The organism is uncultured Ralstonia sp., from assembly GCA_913056305.1.
Lineage (GTDB): Bacteria > Pseudomonadota > Gammaproteobacteria > Burkholderiales > Burkholderiaceae > Ralstonia.
This window is the reverse complement of record CAJXMR010000301.1, coordinates 1-4,601: the sequence shown is the minus strand read 5'-3', so window position 1 is coordinate 4,601 and position 4,601 is coordinate 1. Positions and strand designations below refer to the sequence as shown.

At 65.8% G+C, this 4,601-nt stretch carries 4 protein-coding genes and 1 pseudogene; all 5 read left to right on the top strand.

Annotated features, from left to right (window positions below; all coding sequences use genetic code 11):
* Positions 1–266, top strand: a pseudogene (locus QZ609_RS24880) (motility protein MotB); the annotation flags it as partial.
* 23 nt (positions 267–289) lie between these two features.
* Positions 290–706 carry a response regulator gene (locus tag QZ609_RS24875; protein ID WP_295500639.1) on the top strand — a complete coding sequence of 139 codons (417 nt, stop codon included), beginning with the start codon at positions 290–292 and terminating at the stop codon, positions 704–706.
* A gap of 13 nt (positions 707–719) precedes the next feature.
* Entirely contained in the window at positions 720–2,900 is a 2,181-nt protein-coding gene (gene cheA / locus QZ609_RS24870) for a chemotaxis protein CheA (protein WP_295500637.1), read from the top strand.
* Positions 2,901–2,981: 81 nt separating this feature from the next.
* Complete coding sequence (locus QZ609_RS24865) at positions 2,982–3,473, top strand: chemotaxis protein CheW (RefSeq protein WP_295500634.1); 492 nt, start codon at positions 2,982–2,984, stop codon at positions 3,471–3,473.
* Positions 3,474–3,625: 152 nt separating this feature from the next.
* On the top strand, positions 3,626–4,601 hold a 976-nt coding region (locus QZ609_RS24860), incomplete at its 3' end, for a Tar ligand binding domain-containing protein (RefSeq protein WP_295500632.1).

Below are 4,601 nucleotides of genomic sequence, written 5' to 3'. Positions count from 1 at the left end.
AGCTGGTGGCGGGCGGCATGCAGCCCGAGAAGGTCAGCCGCGTGGTGGGCCTGGAAGCGTCCGTGGCGCTGGACAAGACCGATCCGTACAACCCGATCAACCGCCGCATCAGCATCGTCGTGCTCAACGCACGCACGGCCGAGGCGGTGCGCTCGGGCGGGATCGAGCCGGTGGCCGACCTGCGCAATGATGGAAAAGACACGCTGACCGACGCCGCCGCGCGTGCGACCGGGACAGCGGCAGCAGCAGGCCAGGCCAAGCCGTAAGTGCCGAGGGGAGAGACGAACCGATGAGCGAAAAACACATCCTGGTGGTGGACGATTCCACGTCGATCCGCCGCATGATCGCCGCATGCCTGCGCGAATGCGGGTTCGTGGTGACCGAAGCCACCGACGGCAGCGCGGCGCTGGAAGTCGCGCACAAAGAGGAGGCCAGCCACCACGATCTGGTGATCACCGACCAGGTGATGCCCTCGATGGACGGCCTCACGCTGATCCGCGCCCTGCGCACGCTGCCGGCCTACGCCGACACGCCGATCCTGATGCTGACCACCGAAGCCGACAGCACCATCCGCGACCAGGCGCGCGCAGCCGGTGCCACCGGCTTCCTGCCCAAGCCGTTCGATCCGGAAGGCCTGACCGACTCCGTGATCCAGCTGCTGGAATGGCATGCACAGACCCACGGGTCGTCCGCATCCACGCATTGACCGAGACCACCACATGAACCTCGATCTCAGCCAGTTTTTCGGCGCGTTCTTTGAAGAGGCGGAAGAGCTGCTCGTCGACATGGAGCGGCTGCTGCTCGATCTCGACGTCAGCAACCCGTCATCCGACGATCTGAACGCCATCTTCCGCTGCGCGCACTCCATCAAGGGTGGCGCCGCAACCTTCGGCTTTACACACATGACGGAACTGACGCATGTGGCCGAATCGATTCTGGATCGCGCACGCACGGGCACGCTGCAGTTGCGCGAGGACATGGTAGACGCTTTCCTGGAAACGAAAGACGTGTTGAAAAGCCAACTTGAAGCCTACCGGCACGAGCACCCCATCGATACCGCCACGCTCGAATACATGGTGGCCAAGCTCAACAGCCTGGCGGCGGGCGGGGGTGCGCCTGCAGCGCCGGTGACTGCGGCCGCAGTTGCCGCACCGGCAGACGTGCCGGCCGCTGAACCGGCTCCGGCGGCAGAGCAGGCGCCGGCCCAGCCGTCGCTCGGCGCGGTCGAGGGTGGCCTGGCCATCAAGCTGACCAACGTGTCGGACGAAGACTGCGAGCTGATCGTCACCGAGCTCAAGCACTTGGGCACCGTGCTGCGCAACGTGCGCGCCGGCCGCAACAGCGACATCGTGCTGCAGACCACCTGCTCGCCCGATGACATCATCGCGGTGAGCTGCTTCATCATCGACGCCGACCAGATCGACATCAAGCCGTACGTGGCCGACGCCGCACCGGCTGCGGTGGCCGCTGCCCCGGTTGCCGAGCAGGTGGCCGCGCCGACGCCGGTGGCTGCGCAGGACGTGGCGCACGCACCCGCGGCCAACGAAGTGGCGCCGGCCGTTGCCGCTGCTCCCGTCGCACCGATGCCGTCGCGTCCGGCTGCTGCCGAGAAGCCGGCCGTCGCCGCCGAGACTTCCATCCGTGTGGGTGTGGAGAAGGTCGACCAGCTGATCAACCTGGTGGGCGAACTCGTCATCACGCAGGCCATGCTGGCGCAGACCGCATCGTCGTTCGACCCGGTGTTGAATGAACGCCTGTTCTCGGGACTCTCGCAGCTGCAGCGCAACGCGCGTGACCTGCAGGAAGCCGCCATGTCCATCCGCATGATGCCGATGGACTACGTGTTCAACCGCTTCCCGCGCCTGGTGCGCGACCTGGCGAATAAGCTGGGCAAGCAGGTCGAGCTGTCGACCTTCGGCAAATCGACCGAGCTGGACAAGGGCCTGATCGAACGCATCATCGACCCGCTCACGCACCTCGTGCGCAACAGCCTGGACCACGGCATCGAACTGCCCGAGGCCCGCGTGGCCGCCGGCAAGGACGCTACCGGCCAGCTGCTGCTGTCTGCGGCCCACCAGGGCGGCAACATCGTGATCGAGGTGAGCGACGACGGCCAGGGCCTGAACCGCGACAAGATCCTGAAGAAGGCGCGCGAGCGTGGCCTGCCGGTGTCGGACAACATGACCGACGACGAGATCAACCTGCTGATCTTCGCGCCGGGCTTCTCCACCGCCGACCAGGTGACAGACGTGTCCGGCCGTGGCGTGGGCATGGACGTGGTCAAGCAGAACATCCAGTCGATGGGCGGCTACGTCGAGATCCAGTCGCAGCGCGGCAAGGGCACCACTATCCGCATCGTGCTGCCGCTCACGCTGGCGATCCTGGACGGCATGTCGGTCAAGACCGGCGACGAAGTCTTCATCCTGCCGCTGTCGTGCGTGGCCGAATCGCTGCAGCCGCGTCCGGAAGACATCAAGGCCGTGCCGGGCGGCGGCCGCCTGCTCAAGGTGCGTGAGGAATACCTGACGCTGGTGCCGTTGTTCGAGCGCTTCCGCATCGAGCCGTCGATCCCCAATCCGTCCGAGGGCATTGTCGTGATCCTGGACGCGGAGGGCCGCAAGATCGCCCTGCAGATCGATGAACTGGTCGGCCAGCAGCAGGTGGTCATCAAGAACCTGGAGACCAACTACCGCAAGGTGCCGGGCATCTCGGGCGCGACCATCCTGGGCGACGGCAGTGTGGCGCTGATCATCGACGTGTCGGCGCTGATGCGCGAGGCGCGAGAGGCACGTTCGGGCCATTCAGAAAACGCCATGCGTGCCGTTAGTGCCGAGAAGCAAGCGACGGCGCCGGAAGCGCAGGGTGGTCGCTTCTCGACCGAAGCCATGGCTGCCGCATAAGCCAGTCAAACGCAGTTTGGGATCGACCGTGCAACGTCACGTATTCAATCAAGAGGCCAAGACGGGCCGAGGGGATTCGCAATGAAAGTCAAGGAACATGCGATCGGGGAAGACACCGGGGGCGAAGAGTACCTGGCCTTTACCCTGGGCCGTGAAGAGTACGGCATCGACATCCTGAAGGTGCAGGAGATCCGCGGTTACGAGACAGTCACGCGCATTGCCAACGCCCCCGACTTCATCAAGGGCGTGATCAACCTGCGCGGCATCATCGTGCCGATCGTCGACCTGCGCATCAAGTTCCAGCTCGACCGCGTCGAGTACAACCAATACACCGTCGTCATCATCCTGAACCTGACCGACCGCGTGGTCGGCATCGTGGTGGATGGCGTGTCGGACGTGCTGACGCTGCAGAGCCAGCAGATCAAGCCGGCGCCGGAATTCTCGGGCGCGCTGGACACGGAATACATCCGTGGCCTGGGCTCGATCGACGAGCGCATGCTGATCCTGGTGGACATCGAGCAGCTGCTGATGTCGGCCGACATGGCGCTGTGCGACGAGGCTGAAGCGGCCTGACGATGACGTGAACAATGCGGTCGCGCGGCTGGGTTGCCGCCGGCCAGTGCGCCGGATGCGCTGACGTCCGGAAAGCGACGAGACACCCGGCCGGCGTGAGAGCACACGCCAGCATGACACGTGGTGCATCGCTTGGTTGGGGAGAGGGAACCATGTTCAGCAGGATGACCATCCGGCTCCGACTGGCGCTGATGATGGTGGGCATTGGTGTGCTTGCCATCGTCGTGGGCGTGACGGGGCTGATCGGCATGCGTCACGCCAACGCGCGTGTGCAGCAGACCTATTCGGTGCAGCTTGCCGGCGCCGTGGCATTGGCCGATTCCGATGCCAACCTGCTGCGCTATCGGCTCGTGCTGGACCGTGCGGCCATGGCCACCGGCGCATCCGATATCAAGGACACCGTCGAGCGCGCCAAGATGTTCCGCGACAAGTCGGATGCTGCGTGGAAGCAGTACCGCGCCTTGCCCGCTGAACCGCAGGAGCGGCAGTTGGCGGAGGCGGCCGAAGCGCTGCGCAACACATTCCTCCACGACGGCGCCGAGGTTCTGCTGCGGGCAGTGCAGGCCAACGATCAGGCCGGCGCGGCCAAGATCATGCAGGACATCATGCCGGTGCTGTACCGGCCGCTGGGCGACAAGATCACCGCGCTGGACCACATGCAGATGGACATCGCACACGCGGGCTATGAAGCCGGCGAACGCGAGCAGGCCAGCCTGAGCACGCTCACGACCGCGCTGCTGGTGGTCGGCATCGTCGTGGGCGGCTTGCTGACCTGGGCGCTGCGCCGCTCCATCACGCTGCCGCTGGCCCGTGCCGTGGAGCAGGCCGAGCACATCACCCGGGGGGACCTGACCCACACGATCCACGTTGTGCGCGCCGATGAAACCGGCCGCCTGCTGCTGGCCCTGCAGCGGATGCAGGAGAGCCTGCAGAAGATGGTGGGGCAGGTGCGCACGGGCTCGGATTCGATCGCCAGCGCCACCGAGCAGATTGCTGCCGGCAATACCGACCTGTCGCAGCGTACGGAGCAGCAGGCCTCGTCGCTGGAGCAGACCGCATCGAGCATGGAGCAACTGACCTCGATCGTGAAGCAGAACGCCGACAACGCGCGCCAGGCCAGCACGCTGG

Excerpts from the sequence above, each read along its gene's own strand:
- QZ609_RS24875 (WP_295500639.1), top strand. The coding sequence starts at position 290 with ATGAGCGAAAAACACATCCTGGTGGTGGACGATTCCACGTCGATCCGC.
- cheA (WP_295500637.1), top strand. The coding sequence starts at position 720 with ATGAACCTCGATCTCAGCCAGTTTTTCGGCGCGTTCTTTGAAGAGGCG.
- QZ609_RS24865 (WP_295500634.1), top strand. The coding sequence starts at position 2,982 with ATGAAAGTCAAGGAACATGCGATCGGGGAAGACACCGGGGGCGAAGAG.